Source organism: Streptomyces sp. NPDC028305 (genome assembly GCF_055569495.1).
The window spans coordinates 250,725-266,369 of record NZ_JBVHTN010000006.1; the positions used below are offsets into that span (position 1 = coordinate 250,725).

Below are 15,645 nucleotides of genomic sequence, written 5' to 3' on the forward strand. Positions count from 1 at the left end.
AGGGGGCGCCGCACACCGATCGACGCCCTCAAGAACGTCCGCTCAGGTATTGGCACCTCGTGCTGTTACCTGCCAGCGGTCGATCACTTCGCGGTCCCGGACGACCAGCAGCTCATCGGCGAGATTCACCGGCGTGCAGATGTGGTTGGGGACGACAGCCACCAACGCCCCAAGGCGTGGTCCCCGCACCCCTTCCGGAAGCCGGACCACGGCGTGGTGCTCCCACAACCCGGTGATGGATCCCTGTGGGAACTGGGGCAGGTAGCCATGGCCCGTCACCCAGGACGACCGGTCGGAGCCGAGGACCTTGCTGCCGACATCGAGCACGAAGCGATCCGGGGCGGGAACACTGATCACCGTCGCCGCGGCGACCAGTGCGAGATCCTCCACCCCGCAGGTGCCGATGGCCAGCTGGGTGGCGTCATTGAAGACGTAGACACCCGGCCGCAACTCGTTCACCGCACCCGGCTGCCACTGCCCCACCGTCGGAGTCGACCCGCCACTGACCACACGGGCGCCGAGCCCAAGGTCCCGCAGCGCCTGTGCGGCCTCGCCCAGCGTGCGCTCCTCATCTCGTGCGGCGCGCTCGCGTGCCCGCGCGTCGTGCCCGTAGCCGTGTCCCGGGAACGTGAACACGCCGACAACATTCAGTCCCGCGTCGGCGGCCGCCTTCCCGACCTCACCAGCGGCATGAGGCTGCACTCCGGTGCGATGGCTCCCGCTGTCGACCTCGACGAGCACCTCGACCGTCCGGGCGCTGCCGCGCACGGCCTCCCCCAGCCGCCGCGCGCCTTCGACCGACTCGACGCCGACTCTCAGGGCCACGTCGTCCGCCAACCGGCGCAGCCGCTGTGCCTTGTCGGCATCGAGCCACACGGGGTAAGCGATGAACAGGTCGTCCACGCCGGCCCCGGCGAATGCCTCGGCTTCGCCGATCGTGGCCACCGACAGCCCGCGTGCGCCGGACCGCAGCTGACGGTCGGCGATCTGCGCGCACTTGTGGCTCTTGGCGTGGGGACGCAGGGCGAACCCTTGAGCCCGCGAAGCCTCAGCCATCCGCGAGATGTTTCTGTCCAGCACATCCGGATCGACCACGAGCGCCGGCGTGGCCAGCCCATCGGGCAGCGGTGTCACCATCTCTTGCCTCTCACACGTTGACGGACTCAGGCCGAGGCGGATGGGGCGTGACATTGACGGGTGGCGGCGCTGCCTTGGTCGACAAGGTCCTCATACACCCCGACCTTGAACCTGATCAGGTCCAAGGACTCACTGAGCCTGCCGATCTGGGCGGTGACGTTCTCCTGATGCTCGCGCATGAGCGTCAGCCGTTCTTCCTCGTTACCGGCGCCATCTCTGACCAGATCGGTATATCGGCGAAGCGTGGGCAGGGGCATGCCCGAGGCGCGGAGAATGATGCAGACGGTCAGCCAGTCCACGTCATCCTCGCTGTAGACGCGGCGCCCGCCGGCTCCGCGTCGCACGGCGTTGACGAAGAGGCCCTCGCGCTCGTAGAAGCGCAGCGCGTGAACGCTCAAACCGGTGCGTTCGGCGACCTCTCCGATACTCAGATTCGCCGTGATCTCAGCCATGCCGGTCAGGGTAACGGGGGCTTGATCTAGAGCCGGGTCTAGTTCCTAGGGTGCCTCGTGCGATCGACGCTTCTGTCGCTCCGCGTGATCGGTTGACCTAGTTAGGGAGCATCACCATGCGCTATCGCACCCTCGGCAGAACCGGTATCGAGGTCAGCGTCCACTGCCTCGGGACCATGATGTTCCAGGACGGCTTCAACTCCGACCACGACGATTGTGTCCGCATCATCCACGCCGCCCTCGACCAGGGCATCAACTTCGTCGACACCGCCGACATGTACGGACAGGGCGAGTCCGAGGAGATCGTGGGAAAGGCGCTGCGGGGGCGCCGTGACGACGTCGTACTCGCCACCAAGGTCCACTTCCAGATGGGCGAGGGCCGCAACCGCAGTGGCAACTCGCGGCGTTGGATCCTCACGGCGGTCGAGGACAGCCTCAGGCGCCTGAACACCGACTGGATCGACCTCTACCAGGTCCACCTCCCCGACCACACCACGGACATCGAGGAGACGCTCTCGGTACTCAGCGACCTCGTGCGCCAGGGAAAGATCCGCGCCTTCGGTTGCTCGAACTTCCCGGCCGAGGAGATCGTCGAGGCACACCACGTCTCCGAGCGGCGCAGCCTCGGACGCTTCCGCACCGCCCAGCCGCCCTACTCGATTCTGGCCCGCGGGATCGAGGCCTCGCTCCTGCCCGTCTGCGAGCGCTACGGGATGGGGGTGCTGGTCTGGAGCCCCCTCGCCTTCGGATTCCTCACCGGCAAGCACCGCAAGGGCCGGCCCATCGACCTGGCAGCCGGCCGTGCCGCGCTCCGCCCGGCATTCTTCGATCCCGCGATCGCCGAGAACGCCGCCAAGCTCGACGCCGTCGAACAGCTCATCGAACTCGCGACAAGCATCGGCTGCACCCTCCCGCAGCTCGCCGTGGCCTTCACCGTGGCCCACCCAGCCGTCACCTCGGCGATCATCGGACCGCGGACCATGGGGCAGCTGGCGGATCTCCTCAAGGGCGCCGCGCTCACCCTGGACGATGCGACCCTCGACCGGATCGACGAAATCGTGCCGCCCGGGGTGAACCGGTACAACCCCAGCACTTCCTTCCCCCCGCGCTCACTGACCGACACCGCCTTGCGTCGCCGCCCACTCGCGGAACGCGCCGCGGGCTGAGGCCGGCGAGCGCGGAAGGCGTCCGGCGGAGGCTCGCCCGCCGCGCTCGCGCACGGTCCGGCTTTCGTCACACCCGGCGGGACGCTCCGTCCGGCCAGACGACATCCACGGGCAGCCCCGCGTCGCGCGCCTCGTACACCACGTCCGCCGTGCCCCCGCCCTTGCCGGTCGGCGGCTGCCCGTTCCACACGGCCACAAGGCGGTCGGCACGCTCCAGCAGTACGGCATTCGCCGCCTCGTACGCCGCGCGGTTCGCCGTGGCATGCGGCATCACCAGCACCTCGTCCGCCGCGTCCCTGAGCCGGTCGAAGGTCGCTGCGTGGTCCGGCTTCACCTTCGCTTCCCGGTAATCCCGCGACGGAACCACCACGACCAGCCGCCCGCCCACGGCCAGCACCGCATCCGCGAACACGCTGTCGCTGCCGCGCGCGATGCACGACACACCGACCAGGTCGGAGGGCTCATACGCGGCGAGGATCCTGTCCAGTTCCTCGCGCACCAGCGGCACGGAGTCCTCGGTGAGGTCCATGTGCCCGGTCACGGCGATCGTCGTCATCGCGTTCACCTCGTCATGTGCTCAGCGGGCTCCGGATGCTACAGCGGACACCGGCCACGGCCCGGGGGCACAGCGTTCGCCATGCCTGGGAGTGAACGGCCTCACACCAGAGGGGCCTTGCCTCATACCCTGGCAGCGACGAGCTGGACAGAGAGGGGCAAGGCCATGCCATCTGACGCTACCCCCAACCCGCTGGACCACCCGCTGGTCTTCGGCCAGCGGATGCAAGTCCTCCGCACACGCCGGGGCATGAGCCGTACCGTCCTCGCCGGTCTTCTCGACAAGTCCCCGAGCTGGGTGAAGCAGGTGGAGAACGGCGCTCTCCACACTCCCGGATTTCCCATGATCTTGCGCATCGCCGAGGTCCTACGCGTCCGCAACCTCGCTGAGCTCACCGGCGACCAGACGATGCCCATCGATCTCTTCATCGGCCCCGGTCACGCCAAGCTGCCTGCGGTGCGAGCCGCGATTGACGCATTCCCCGTCGCCGACGATCGCGAAGCACCTTCGGCCACGCACCTGAGGGCATGCCTCGAACGCGCTTGGTCAGCCCGCCACTCCGCACCCAACCACCGCGATGTGATCGGCACTCTCCTGCCGAACCTCATCCGGGACGCACAGCTCGCCGTACGCCAGGCCGACCGCGCCCCCGACCGGCGAGCGGCTCAAGCGGTGCTGGCCGAGGTCTACGGCCTCAGCCAGTTCTTCATCGCGTACCAGCCGGACTCCGCCCTCTACTGGCGCGTGGTCGACCGCGCGATGGTCGCTGCCCAGGAGAGCGAGGACCCGCACGCCATCGGTGTAGCCGCCTGGCTCACCGCCCAGGCCCACCGCGAGAGCGGTCCCGCCCACTTCGACGCAGCCGACGCAGTCACCCTGGAGGCCCTGCGCTACCTCATGCCTCTCCTGCCGGACGCGCCGGACGATGTGCGCGCCATCGCGGGCGCCTTGCAGTTCGAGACCGGATACACCGCCGCACGCCGCGGAGACACCGGCACCGCGTGGAGCTACTGGGACACCGCAAGCAAGATGGCCAAGCGGCTCCCCGCCGACTACTACCACCTCATGACGTCGTTCTCCCGGGCCATCATGGGGGCGCACGCGGTCACGGTCGCCGTCGAGTTGCACGCGGGCCCGGAATCCGTACGGCAGGCCGCGAAGGCCGACACAGAGACAATCCCTTCACGACCTCGGCTGGCCCGGCACAGGATCGAGGAGGCCCGGGGCTACCAGCTTGACGGGCAGCCGGAGACCGCGCTGGCAACGTTGGACAAGGCGCACGAGGCTGCCCCAGAGACGATTCGTTACAACGGCTACGCGCGCCGCATCGTCCTGGAAGAGACGGAGGCGAAGTCTCCTGAGCGTCGCCGTCGTGCGGCCGCACTGGCCGTGAAGATCGGCGTACTGGCCACCTGAACCCGCGTTCGAGGGGCAGAATCTCTGCCCCCTCCCCGCCCCCGGCGCTCTTACGGTCGGTAATCACCTGATCACCGATGACGTCGGGGGCTCCTGTGGAGACGACGAGCAACCACCGTGTCCTGTCGTGGACGCCGCCCAGCGGGCAGAGCGCGGAGCTGCGGCCCGCCGGCCGATCGTGGGACGTCGTGCGCGTTCCCCTCTCGATCGGCATCGGCAAACGCACCCTCGGCTTACTGGGGGCGACGACGGGCGCGGTCATCGAGAACCCGATCGACAGGATGCTGTACTGGCTCATCGAGCCGGGCGCCGCCGCCCAGTGGGACATGAGCCTGCTGCCCTCCGTCCAGGTGTGGGGAGCGACCGCCTACATCGAGGTACCTCCCGCAGCTCGCACGACGGGGCCTGGCGTCCACTGGCGCGTACCGCCCCGATACGACTGCCACCTGACCGATCCGGCGGCCCTCCTCACCGCGCTTCAGACCGCGACCCGCGAAGCGCTCGGGCCCCGCGAGGAGGCCGCCCGGTGACGGAGTACTGCTACCGCTGCGACAAGTCCACCCGCGAGCCGATCACCGTGCTGCGCGCGTCGGCGTCCGGGCCCGGCTGCCTGCGCCACCTGTGCCCGGACTGCAACCGCCGACGGCCGCACCCCGACGCCGACCTGTACGAGGTGCTGATCACCTTGCAGCGCGACAGGCAGGCGACATGACCGCCCCGGCCGGCGGCCGGCGTCTGTCCCCGTACTGCGCCATGTACACCGCCGAGCCCGACACCACACCCGCCGAGATCCACGCATTCTGCAAGGGACCGGGCGAAGTCCGGGCGGCGCCCGTACCGCCCGCGACCCGGGGCGCGCTCATCTTCACCGTCCGCTGTGACTGCGGCTGCCACCAGACCCCGCCCATCGAGGCCCTGAAGGCAGATGCCACCTAGACCGGCGGGCCTCTGCCAGTGACTTTGTGGTGAGTTTGAGACAGCGACACGCCGAAGCGACGGCGTGTCGCCGTCTCAAACTCACCACAAATCCAGCCCTCGACGGCGTACGCCCGCCCAAAGCCTCGCCCCGGCCCCCGCTTGCAGGCCAGTGGCCGGGACGAGCACCGCGCAACCGCGCGAGGACACAGGAGCAGCCCATGCGATTACAGCACGCCTCCCGCCACGACCCGGAAAGCGGCGACACCATGCCGGACACCGACGCCCCGACCCCCGGCGGCCAGACACCCGGCGACTCCGACGACGGACGCGAATACGCGCACTAGCCAAATGGCGGCCCCGCCCCCGCCGCGGGGCCGCTCCCACCACGCAGGAGCCACCCTCATGACTGCGTCACACTGGCACTGCTACCGCTGGACCGGAGAACGCCGAACCTACGACGACGAGTCCACACGCCGACCACCACACCTCGTCGTCCACGACATCACGCCCCACGAGTGGAAACAGATCACAGCCGCCAGCCCCCGCCTTCATGGCCAGCGAGGTGCCGCCCCTGGAGGTACCGCACTGGCTGCTGCGCCCGGCCAGAATGATCAAAGCCACCTTCCAGGAGCCGGAGAAAGCCTCAGCCTGGTACCGGGACCAGGTCACCGACCTGACCCCCGCCTTCATGACCGACCACGACAAGAACCCCACCCGGCAAGCCGAACGGTTCGCGGCCGCCGACGACCGGCTCAGCTGGGGCGGGGATGTCGTCGGCGGCTGGTACCTGCGGGGGACCGGGTTCGCCTCCGTCCACGTGGTCGCATGCAGCGCGAACCGGATCCGGCCGACCATCCCCTGCCCGAGGATCCCCTAGCAATAACGGGGCTCGGCCGCCCCGCTCACGCGCGGCGCGCCGAGGCTCCCGCGCCGACCGCCGCCGAGCCGTGGACCGCGACGCCGTCCGGGCGGCCCAGCTCCAGATACATCTTGACGTCGTCGAAGCGCTCGTCGCCGACGGCTATCCCGCTCGGCAGCCGACCCCACTCCCGGAAGCCCAGGTCCTCGTACAGGGCGATCGCGCCATGGTTGTTGCCGCGGACGCCGAGGATCAGCAACTCCAGACCGGCCGCGCGCACGTCGTCGATCAGCGCGGACACCAGGAGGCGGCCGATGCCCCGGCCCCGGGCGGCGGGGTGGGTCATGACCTGCTGGATCTCGGCGCTGTGCCGGTAGCTGGCCACGGCGGCGCGCCGCCGCCAGAGCGCGCAGCCCAGCACCTCGTCCGACCCGTCCGCCGATGTCGCCAGAGCGAGCGCCGCGTCCCCGGTCCGTACGTCGGCCAGGACCCCGTGGAGCCAGGCGTCGGTCTCCGCCCGGTCGGGCGGCGTGAGGTAGCCGATGGCCCCGCCGGTCTCGGTGACGGCGTGGATCATCCGGTGCGTCCTCGCCAGCAGCCCCTCGTCCAGGGCGGTCGGCCAGACCAGCTCGACGGGGTCGGTCATGTCGTGTGCTCCTTGTGCGCGTTCCGGCCGTTCATTCCGGGCGGAAGAATTTCAGGCACGCCGCCCAGTGCACGCGGCCCATATGCGGATCCAGCATGAACGACAGACGAACCGGATTCTTCTCCGTGACGATGGCGGTGCCGTAGGGGATCCCGTCCTCCAGCGGACCCAAAATGTAGTCCGGCATCATGGTTCCCGGCTCGTAGGTCCACACCGGCACCATGCGCGGATCCCCGTCGATGACAGCATCCGCCTGCCAGCCCATCAGGGGCTCGCCGTCGTCCGCGTACACGGCGACCCTCGTGCCCTCGGGCACCTCGAACGTCGGAAGGTCGGTCTCGATCCCGCCATGACCGGCGAATACAAGCTCGCCGTCAGGGCGTGGTCCCAGCGTGCTCCGCGGTTGGTCCCAATCAATGCCGTCCTCATAGGGGGCCAGCCCCAGGGGGTCGACCCAGCGGTGCGGATTGGGGACGTAGGTGACCGGGTTGGGGGCGGGGGTGAGGCCGAGAGGGTCGGGGGTGAGGTAGCGGGCGGTGGTGGGGTCGTAGTAGCGGTGGTGGTTGTAGTGGAGGCCGCTTTCGGGGTCGAAGTACTGGCCCGGGAAGCGCAGGGGGGTGTGGGTCTGCCCCGTACGTTCTTCCGTCGTGGTGCCCCAGAGGGTGGTGCGGCCTTGCCAGGCGATGTCGCCGGTTTCGTCGATGAGTTCGGTGGGGGTGCCGATGTGGTCGGTGACGATGGCAAAGAAGCGGCGGTCGATCTCGCGCTGGGTCGCGGCGTCGGTGGTGCGCTCGGTCTGGGTCAGGGGGCGGAAGCCGTCGTGTTCCCAGGTGAGAGTGGTCGGGTCGCGGAGGTCGGGTGTGGTGGTGGTCTGTTCGACGAGGGTGTGGCCGTCCCAGGTGAAGTCCGTCTGTTCGAGGACGGTTTGGCCGTCGTCGGCTAGGCGTTGTTTGGTGGTGCGGCGGCCGAGGGGGTCGTAGAGGTAGCGCCAGAGGGCGCCGTCGGGGGTGGTGAGGGTGGTGAGGTGGTTTTCGGTGTCCCAGGTGTAGTGCCAGGTGTCGGGTTTCTTCGACAGGCGGGTTTTCTGGCGGAGGGTGAGGCGGCCGGCGGTGTCGTGTTCGTAGCGGACGCGTCCGGCGCGGGTGATGCGGGTGCCGGTGTAGGTGCGCGGGCCGGTGGCCTCCGGGGTGGGCTGTTCGTGTGGCCAGGTGGCGTGGGTCTGGTTGCCCGCCTCGTCGTAGGCGTAGGTCTCTGTCCAGCCCTCGGCCCGGACGGTGGTGACCCGGCCCGCGTCGTCCAGGTCGAAGGTGCGGGGGCCGCGCAGTTGATCGTCAACCGCCGTCAGGTGGCCGTCGGGGCGGTAGGTGTAGGCGCGGTGCTGAAGGCTTCCGCCTTCCGGGCCGGTCAGGGTCTGCTCGGACAGCCGCCCGGCCGGGTCCCAGATCTGCGCGAGATTGGCGGTAGGCCCAAGTTGGCGGGCTGTTTCCCGGCCTACCGCGTCATACGTGAAGTCGAGGGTGTGGCCGCAGGTGGTCAGTGTGGTGCGGCGGCCCGCCGCGTCGTAGGTGAACCTGGATTTCGCGCCGGATGGGGTGGTGCGGCGCACGGTGCGCCCCAGTGCGTCGTAAGCGCGGGTGAGGACGCGGTCGCCGACGATCTCCGAGGTGATGCGGCCCATCCGGTCCCGCCGGTACGTCAGCGCCACCTCCGGGCCGACGGCCTCCACCAGCCGCCCGGCCGGATCGTAGGTGAAGGTGGTGACCCGGCCGTCGGCGTTCTTGCTGACGATTCGGCCGCACTCGTCGCGCTCAAGGGAGGTGGTCTGGCCCAGGGGGTTGGTGCGGGAGACCAGTTGGCCCGTCGCGTTGTAGGCGTAGGTGAGGCTGCGGCTGTCGAAGTCCGTCTCGGCGAGCAGCCGGCCGACCGGGTCGTAGGTGTAGGTCCAGGTCTGGCCCTGGGCGTTGGTGACCTCGGTGAGGCGCAGCCTCGTGTCGTACGTGAACTCGTGCCTGGCCCCGTCCGGGCCGGTCTGGGCAGCCAGCAGGTCGAAGTGGGTGTACTCGTAACGGGTCAGGCCGCCGCTCGCGTCCACGTAGGTGGTGGGGTTGCCTTCGCCGTCGTAGGTCCAGGTCTGCTCGGTGCCGTCCGGGGCGATGTGCCGCAGCGACCTGCCCTCGACGCTCCACTCCAGGTGGGTGGTGGCGCCGAGGGGGTCGGTAATGATGGTGGGGCGGCCGAAGGCGTCACGGTGGTAGGTGGTGGCCGCGCCCAAGGGGTCGGTGATCTCGACGGGGAGCCCGGCCGCGTCGCAGCGCACACGCGCGGCGTCGCCGAGCGCGTTGGTGGCCGTGGCCAGGTGGCCGTGGTCGTCGTAGGTGTAGCGGGTGGTGTGGCCCAACGGGTCAGTTGCCGTCGTGCGGTTGCCCCGCTCGTCGTACGCGTAGCGCCAGGTGGCCCCATCCGCGTGGGTGACCTCCACGGGGAGGTTCAGGGTGTTGTAGGTGGCGGTGCGCCGGTGTCCGTCGGGGGTGGTCACGGAGGTCAGCCGGCCGGCCGTGTCGTAGGTGTAGGCGGTGGTCCGGCCCAGCGCGTCGGTGCGGGACAGGATCCGGCCGTAGCGGTCGCGACGGGTGCGGGTGGTGTGGCCGAGCGGGTTCGTCACGGCGATGACCTGGCACCGGTCGTTCACCAGATAACGGGTCGTGTGGCCCTCGGCGGTGGTGACCGTGGTGACCCGGTGGCCCGTGCGCTCATCGACCGGGCCGTAGTCGATGTGCAGCGCTATGTGGCCCTCGGTGCCGCCCTCTGCAATGCAGCGGTCCCGGTTGTCGTAGACATAGTCGTAACGGCGCTCGTTGGTGTCGATCCACGCGATCACCCGGCGTTCGGTGTCGTACTCGAACCGCAGCGGCAGACCGGAGGACTTGACCACCTCGGTGAGGTTCCCGTCCGTGTACGCGTAGCGGATGAGCTGCTGGTCGGCGCCCGTCAGGTGAAGGGCGGTGATGCGGCCCTCTTCGGTGGTGATTTTGAGGTGGTAGCCGCCGCTGTGGACGATGCTGGTCGGGGCGCCCTGCGCGTCGTATTCGAAGGTCAGGCGGTGGCCGTTACGGTCGCTGAGCTCCGCCAGCAGGGCCTCGCCGTCGCCGCCGCCTTGCGGGCCGGTGAAGTAGCGGGTGTGACCCGTGTCCGGATCGGTGAGCGTGTAATCGCCTTCTGCCGTGCGCTCCAGGGGCCACCTCGGGCCGAGTTCGGGCAGGGTCGGCAGGCCGGGGGCCGGGTGGGGGTACGAGAGCAGCAGTCCGTCCTCGGCGACGAACGCCACGCCCCGTGCGCCGATTTCCAGCCGCTGATCGGCGGTGCTCGACCATGACGGGCCGAACCACCGGCCCGCCCGGTACCCCGACTCCGCCCGGCGCACGAACACCAGCGGCAACGCCCCCGGCAGCACCACATCCCGCTGCGGCAGATACATCCGCCCCGACGCCAGGTCCACCGGATCCGTACCATCCGCGGTCTTCGCAACGTCCGGCGTCGCATGCGGCGCCGGGCCGTCCTTGGCCAGCGTCTGCAACCCCGACCTCTCAGCCCGGGCGACGGTGGCGGGCAGCCGCTCCGCAGCGGTGACGGCAGCCTTCGCACCGCCCAGGCCCTTGGTACCGATCAGCTCCGGCACCAACCGGCCCAGCCCCTCGGACGGATCCTGCTGGAACGCGCCCCACATGCCCTTGATCGCCGCAACCGGATCATTGGCCATCCGCAGCAGACCAGCAGCCGTGTTGTTGAGGTTGGTGACGTATTCGGCGGGGTGGGTGATGTTGTACAGGTCCAGCGGGTTCACCTGCCGGACGAAGTTCAGCAGGCCCGCCGTCCCCTTGACCACGCCACCCAGGAAATGGCTCGCGTCCAGGTTCAGCCCTTCCAGCCCGTCGCCCACCTGCCGGGCGTACGACGGCTTCTTCGGCGCGGCGTCCCGCGCCCCCTCCACCGCCGCCTTCGCCACCCCATGCGCCTCATCCCGCTGCCGCCGCGCCTCCGCCAACAACTCCTGCGCGGCCTTCACCTCCGCCGCCCCCGGATCCTGGAACGCCCCCGGCTTGTCCGGCAGCGAGGACGGGTCCCGCTTGTCCGCAGGCAGGCCGTTGTACGCGTCCACCGCCTTGTTGTACGCGGACACGGTGTCGTTGTGCGCCGAGCGGGCGTCGTCCGAGGCCTTCTTGCCCTTCTTGTAGCGCCGGATCGCCTCCTCCGCCTGACCCTGCGCCCACTCCACCGTCCCCGCGAACCGCTCCAGCGCCCCCGACGCCTTCTCACACGCATCCGCCGCTGCGAACCACTTCTTCGGCTCGACCGACACACTCTCCCGGAACGCGTCCGCCGCCTTCCCCTTCAACGACCCCGAACCCAGCCCCCGCAACCCCTTGCCCACATTGTTGAACGCGGTCTTGAAGTCGCTCAGATGACTCGCGGTCGACCGCAGCTTGGACGGGCTGCCGTGGATCAGCTTCTTCGCATCCTCGCTCTCACCCAGCTGCATCTCATCGACAGCCGCTCCCAGCGCGTTCGCCGCCGAATCCGACTTGTCCCGGACCCAGTCCGCACCGCTCTGCCAGCCGACGTCATCCAGCCGATCCGCCGTCCAGTCCCCCGCCTCGTCGATCGCCCCACCGACATCCTCGACCCGGTCATCGACCCAGTCCTCGATGCCATCCGGTATGAAGTCTCCAAGCTCCACGCGCAGTTACCCCCGTGCAACAGTCGCAGCGGCCTGTCTCCCGGCCGTTGATCGGCACCGTACCCGCCAAGCGGAACGCGGGACACCGGGGGCCCGGCGGCTGGGTGCGTTCAGCCTGTTTCCGCCACCGAGATCTAGCGAGGGAGTACCAGGATTCAGCCTGGTAGGGAATCGCTTCTCAAGGCTGTCCTGACCCCGGCTTTTACTGGTTCGGCGAACGCGTTGTGCCTGTACTTCGTAACGAAAACCAAGCATATGAAGAAGAAAGGGCAGTTTACGCCTGTTCTGATCTCTCGGCACTCGACCAAAAGCAACGTTCGTACGATGCTGGCATGCAGCTTCGTTTCCAGTATCGCGTCATCCTGACACCCGGGCAGCGCATCCGCGCTGCCCGGGTGTTCGGGTGTCGGCGCGTGGTCTGGAACGACGCGCTGGCGATGCAGAAGCAACGCAAGGCGTCGAACAAACGGCTCGGCCCTCCAAAGGACCGGATCGCTGAGGGCCCGTATCAGTCGATCCCGAAGAACGCCGAGCTGGGCAAGACGCTGGTCACGGTGGCGAAGAAGACCGAGGATCGGGCGTTCCTCTCGAATTGTCCGGTCGGCGTGATGCAGCAGACCCTCCGCGATCTGGACGCGGCGTGGAAGGCGCACGAGGACTCCAAGACGGGCAAGCGCAAGGGACCGAAGGTGGCCACGCCAAGGTTCAAGAGCCGCAAGGACACCCGGCAGACCGCACGGTTCACCCGTTCCGACCGCTGGTCGATCCTCGAAGACGGCATGCTCCGCCTTCCCAAGATCGGTGATGTGCGGGTCACTTGGACCCGCGACCTGCCATCCGGGCCCAGCTCGGGGTGCCGGTAAGAACCGTGTCACCAGCCGCAAACGGCGGTGATCAGTCCTTTGACCTGGAGGGTCGGGGCAGTTCTGCCGTGTTGGTCGACTCGGCGAGCGCGAGACGGCCGCCCTTCAGTTCGGGCACGTAGTTGTAGATGGTGTTGCGGGAGACCCCGAGGAGCTTGGCGATCGAGGTGACGGTGTTCTCCGGGCGGGCAAGCAGGTCGCGGGCGTGACGTACCTGTTCGTCGGTCATGGCCGGCGGGCGGCCGAGGCGGGCACCTCGGGCGCGGGCGGCGTCCAGGCCCTCGTTGGTGCCTTGGACGATGAGTTCGCGGATGAACTCCGCCAGGGCCGCGAAGACATGGAAGACCAGGCGCCCGCCGGGCGTCGTCGTGTCGAGCGCCTCGTGCAGCGAGGTGAAGCCGACGCCGCGCTTCCGCAGGCCGGACACGATGGCGATGAGGTCCTGGAGAGAGCGGCCGAGCCGGTCCAGCGACGGGACGACGAGGGTGTCGCCCTCGCGCAGGTAGTCGAGGGCCTTCCACAGTTCCTCGCGTTCGGCGTTCTTGCCGGACTTCTTGTCGGAGAAGATCCGGATGCACCCTGCTTCGGTGAGTGCGTGGATCTGCCGGTCGAGCAACTGCCCCTTGGTGGACACGCGTGCGTATCCCACGAGGCTGCCGGTCCGTACGGCCGGAACGGGTGCGAGGAGATCGGCGGTGTCGTCGTCCTGGGGTGGCTGCACCTGCCAGATCGTACAGAAATCGGTGCTCCTCAAGTTCTTGAGCACATCGACTTTCTGACACCGTTTTATGGGCATGATCCGGTGCCGATCCGACTGTGCGCCGCCGCTTACCGATCTTGCTCATCAATCGGTCGATTCCTGCACGCCACAGCAAAGTGGGAACGCTTCGGCGGTCATCAGTGCGTTGGTTGAGGTCCCCGGTGGCCGGGGCGATCGAGAACAGCCAGGCCCGCAGGCGTCCTCGTTGTCGTAAGCGGCGATGGGCCAGATCGCAGACCTGGGGTGACCTGCTTGCTGCCGGGTCATGGTGAGGACGGCACCAGGCCCGCTCTGTAAGCGATGATCACGAGCTGGACACGGTCGCGAGCGTCGAGTTTGGTCAGCAGTCGCGCCACATGGGTCTTGGCGGTGGCGTGGCCGATGAACAGTTCGGCGGCGATCTCGCTGTTGGACAGGCCGCGCCCGACGAGCGTCAGCACCTCGCGTTCCCGCTCGGTGATGCCGTCGAGCCGCTGCGGCGGGACGGCAGCCGGGGCGGGACGGCTCGCGAACTCCTCGATCAGGCGACGGGTGACGCTCGGCGCGATGAGGGCGTCTCCAGCGGCCACGACGCGGGTGGCGGTGAGGATGTCGTCCAGCGCCATGTCCTTGACCAGGAATCCGCTGGCCCCCGCCCGGAGCGCGGCGTAGACGTTGTTGTCGTCGTCGAAGGTGGTGAGCATGAGCACGCGCGGTGCCGGGGTATCGGCGGTGATCATCCGGGTGGCTTCGATGCCGTCCATGCCGGGCATCCGGATGTCCATCACGACGACGTCGGGCCGGAGTTCCCTGACCAGCCGGACTGCCTCCGTGCCGGTTCCGGCCTCGCCCACGATCTCCAGATCGGGGGCGTCGGCGATGACCATGCGAAGGCCGGCTCGTACGAGAGGCTGGTCGTCGGCGAGGACGATGCGTACGGTCATCCCGGCAGCCTGGCTGTCACCCGAAAGCCGCCCTCGGGGCGCGGCCCGGCGCTGAACTCGCCGCCCAGCAGATCTGCTCGGTCGCGCATTCCAGTGATTCCGTAGCCGGTGCCGTCGGTCGCGGCATCGGGCGGCGCGCCGGTGCCGTCGTCGACGACCTCGATGGCCAGCTCGGCGGTGCGGTAGTCGACGTTCACCTGGCAGTGGCGGGCGTTCGCGTGGCGGACCACGTTGGTCAATGACTCCTGGATGATGCGGAATGCCGATTGGTCCGTGTCGGGTGGCAGCGGACGTTTCGTGCCCTGCCAGCGCACCTTTACGTGGAGTCCGGCCGTGGCGGTGCCCTGCGTCAGCCGGTCCACGCCTGCCATGCCCGTCACCGGTTCGGGTTCGGTCCGGTGCAGCGTGCCGAGCATTTGGCGGAGCCCCACGAGGGTCTCCCGGCTGGTCAGCTCGATCGCGTCGAGCGCTCTGCGGGCTCCCTCGGGCTGGGTCTCGATGACCCGCTTGGCCGCGCCGGCCTGGATGGCGACCACTCCGATGCTGTGGGCGACCGTGTCGTGCAGCTCCCGGGCGATCCGCAGGCGCTCCGCCTGCACCGCCTGGGCGGCGGCCTGTTCACGCAGCCGCTCGGCGTACTCGCGCCGCTGGCGGATCGAGCTGCCCAGCGTCCAGGAGACCAGGGCGACCGAGGCGATCGGCACCGCGGCCTCGGTCACACCGTGCGCCCAGCCTCCGTTCGTGATCCGCCAGCCGCTGATCTGCGCCGTGAGGACCGCGACGGCCGCCATGGCAGTGGTGCGACGGCTGCGGTCGGCGGTGGCGGCGATGTAGAGCAGCAGCACGTCCGCCGTCGGGAGCAGCAGAGCCCACGCCCAGGGAGCGAGCGCCGCAGCCGCCAGGGATTCGGTGAGGACCAGGCCCAGGACCGGCAGTGGTCGGCGTCGGGCCGCTACGAGCGGCAACGCCAGGCCGACGGCCAGCGCCAGGCCGGCCCAGGGGCCCCGCAGGAAGGGGGCGGCCTCGGGCCCGCCCTGTTGCTCGAGCAGCCACAGCGCCAGTGCGAACAGCAGAGCCGCGCACCAGGTGAGGACCGGCCAGGCGCCTGGCGGGATGCGTCCGAGCAGGGGCGGCCGGGGCTTGATCTCTTCCACAGGCCGAGCGTAGGCGTGCACCCGGCTCCCCGCGTCGCCTTACAGGCGTACGCCTGCGGC

The 15,645-nt window shown here is 69.3% G+C and carries 16 protein-coding genes; 8 read left to right on the forward strand and 8 right to left on the reverse strand.

The window, feature by feature from the left end; all coding sequences use genetic code 11:
* Window positions 1–42: 42 nt before the first annotated feature.
* Together ACZ4WQ_RS26560 and ACZ4WQ_RS26565 are read right to left on the reverse strand one after the other, a co-directional pair.
* Window positions 43–1,137, reverse strand: coding sequence for an alanine racemase (locus tag ACZ4WQ_RS26560; protein WP_311728557.1), 1,095 nt, complete (start codon window positions 1,135–1,137; stop codon window positions 43–45).
* Between the two features lie 26 nt (window positions 1,138–1,163).
* Window positions 1,164–1,589, reverse strand: a complete 426-nt coding sequence (locus ACZ4WQ_RS26565) for a MerR family transcriptional regulator (RefSeq protein WP_358846804.1) — start codon at window positions 1,587–1,589, stop codon at window positions 1,164–1,166.
* Window positions 1,590–1,705: 116 nt separating this feature from the next.
* Here ACZ4WQ_RS26565 and ACZ4WQ_RS26570 point away from each other — a divergent pair, with 116 nt between their 5' ends.
* Window positions 1,706–2,755: an aldo/keto reductase gene (locus tag ACZ4WQ_RS26570; RefSeq protein ID WP_311728559.1), complete on the forward strand. Its 1,050-nt coding sequence runs from the start codon at window positions 1,706–1,708 to the stop codon at window positions 2,753–2,755.
* A 67-nt stretch (window positions 2,756–2,822) separates the two neighbouring features.
* On the opposite strand, the gene ACZ4WQ_RS26575 is transcribed toward ACZ4WQ_RS26570, so the two are convergent.
* Window positions 2,823–3,311 (reverse strand): hypothetical protein, encoded by a 489-nt coding sequence (locus ACZ4WQ_RS26575; RefSeq protein ID WP_385350310.1) that lies wholly within the window; start codon window positions 3,309–3,311, stop codon window positions 2,823–2,825.
* Window positions 3,312–3,476: 165 nt separating this feature from the next.
* Between ACZ4WQ_RS26575 and ACZ4WQ_RS26580 the strand changes: the two genes are divergently transcribed.
* The 6 genes from ACZ4WQ_RS26580 to ACZ4WQ_RS26605 all read left to right on the forward strand — a co-directional run bounded on the left by ACZ4WQ_RS26580 (window position 3,477) and on the right by ACZ4WQ_RS26605 (window position 6,522).
* Complete coding sequence (locus tag ACZ4WQ_RS26580; RefSeq protein ID WP_398375754.1) at window positions 3,477–4,727, forward strand: helix-turn-helix domain-containing protein; 1,251 nt, start codon at window positions 3,477–3,479, stop codon at window positions 4,725–4,727.
* Window positions 4,728–4,822: 95 nt separating this feature from the next.
* Window positions 4,823–5,257, forward strand: a complete 435-nt coding sequence (locus ACZ4WQ_RS26585) for a hypothetical protein (RefSeq protein ID WP_398375753.1) — start codon at window positions 4,823–4,825, stop codon at window positions 5,255–5,257.
* Window positions 5,254–5,439, forward strand: coding sequence for a hypothetical protein (locus tag ACZ4WQ_RS26590; protein WP_385350301.1), 186 nt, complete (start codon window positions 5,254–5,256; stop codon window positions 5,437–5,439). The genes ACZ4WQ_RS26585 and ACZ4WQ_RS26590 overlap by 4 nt, the downstream gene beginning before the upstream one ends.
* Complete coding sequence (locus tag ACZ4WQ_RS26595) at window positions 5,436–5,663, forward strand: hypothetical protein (RefSeq protein ID WP_385350297.1); 228 nt, start codon at window positions 5,436–5,438, stop codon at window positions 5,661–5,663. The genes ACZ4WQ_RS26590 and ACZ4WQ_RS26595 overlap by 4 nt, the downstream gene beginning before the upstream one ends.
* Window positions 5,664–5,863: 200 nt before the next feature.
* Complete coding sequence (locus ACZ4WQ_RS26600) at window positions 5,864–5,989, forward strand: hypothetical protein (protein ID WP_398375752.1); 126 nt, start codon at window positions 5,864–5,866, stop codon at window positions 5,987–5,989.
* Between the two features lie 206 nt (window positions 5,990–6,195).
* Window positions 6,196–6,522: a hypothetical protein gene (locus ACZ4WQ_RS26605; RefSeq protein WP_398375750.1), complete on the forward strand. Its 327-nt coding sequence runs from the start codon at window positions 6,196–6,198 to the stop codon at window positions 6,520–6,522.
* 25 nt (window positions 6,523–6,547) lie between these two features.
* On the opposite strand, the gene ACZ4WQ_RS26610 is transcribed toward ACZ4WQ_RS26605, so the two are convergent.
* Both ACZ4WQ_RS26610 and ACZ4WQ_RS26615 read right to left on the reverse strand, forming a co-directional pair.
* Window positions 6,548–7,150 carry a GNAT family N-acetyltransferase gene (locus ACZ4WQ_RS26610; RefSeq protein WP_311728563.1) on the reverse strand — a complete coding sequence of 201 codons (603 nt, stop codon included), beginning with the start codon at window positions 7,148–7,150 and terminating at the stop codon, window positions 6,548–6,550.
* Between the two features lie 31 nt (window positions 7,151–7,181).
* Window positions 7,182–11,885 carry a putative T7SS-secreted protein gene (locus tag ACZ4WQ_RS26615; protein ID WP_398375748.1) on the reverse strand — a complete coding sequence of 1,568 codons (4,704 nt, stop codon included), beginning with the start codon at window positions 11,883–11,885 and terminating at the stop codon, window positions 7,182–7,184.
* A gap of 332 nt (window positions 11,886–12,217) precedes the next feature.
* On the opposite strand from ACZ4WQ_RS26615, the gene ACZ4WQ_RS26620 reads away from it, so the two are divergent.
* Window positions 12,218–12,748, forward strand: coding sequence for a helix-turn-helix domain-containing protein (locus ACZ4WQ_RS26620; RefSeq protein WP_398375746.1), 531 nt, complete (start codon window positions 12,218–12,220; stop codon window positions 12,746–12,748).
* Window positions 12,749–12,779: 31 nt separating this feature from the next.
* On the opposite strand, the gene ACZ4WQ_RS26625 is transcribed toward ACZ4WQ_RS26620, so the two are convergent.
* The 3 genes from ACZ4WQ_RS26625 to ACZ4WQ_RS26635 all read right to left on the reverse strand — a co-directional run bounded on the left by ACZ4WQ_RS26625 (window position 12,780) and on the right by ACZ4WQ_RS26635 (window position 15,585).
* Window positions 12,780–13,469, reverse strand: coding sequence for a recombinase family protein (locus tag ACZ4WQ_RS26625; RefSeq protein WP_449658027.1), 690 nt, complete (start codon window positions 13,467–13,469; stop codon window positions 12,780–12,782).
* Window positions 13,470–13,771: 302 nt separating this feature from the next.
* Entirely contained in the window at window positions 13,772–14,431 is a 660-nt protein-coding gene (locus ACZ4WQ_RS26630; protein WP_311723408.1) for a response regulator transcription factor, read from the reverse strand.
* Window positions 14,428–15,585, reverse strand: coding sequence for a sensor histidine kinase (locus tag ACZ4WQ_RS26635; protein ID WP_311723407.1), 1,158 nt, complete (start codon window positions 15,583–15,585; stop codon window positions 14,428–14,430). Before ACZ4WQ_RS26635 ends, ACZ4WQ_RS26630 begins: the two co-directional genes overlap by 4 nt.
* Window positions 15,586–15,645 lie beyond the last annotated feature (60 nt).